At 71.3% G+C, this 272-nt stretch carries 1 pseudogene; it reads left to right on the top strand.

The window, feature by feature from the left end:
- Positions 1 to 272, top strand: a pseudogene (locus CUZ56_RS15045) (NAD(P)-dependent alcohol dehydrogenase); the annotation flags it as partial.

The following is a 272-nucleotide window of genomic DNA, read 5'->3' as shown; positions in this document are numbered from 1 at the left end:
GCTCTGCGCGCCGCTCGCCGACGCCGGTCTGACCGCCTATCACGCGGTCCGGGAACACCGCGATCTTCTCGACGCACAGAGCGTATGCGTGGTGATCGGCGTCGGCGGCCTGGGTCATCTCGCGCTTCAGGTGCTGCGCGATTCCGGCGTCGGACGTATCGTCGCGGTCGACACCCGCTCGGACGCACGGGATATGGCCCGCGGGCTGGGAGCCGATGCCGTATTCGGCGATATCGGCTCCGCCGCCGCGGCCTTGGGCGAGGGCGCGGACC

The organism is Saezia sanguinis (genome assembly GCF_003991585.1).
Classification (GTDB): domain Bacteria; phylum Pseudomonadota; class Gammaproteobacteria; order Burkholderiales; family Burkholderiaceae_C; genus Saezia; species Saezia sanguinis.
This window is presented reverse-complemented; position numbering and strand designations above follow the sequence as displayed.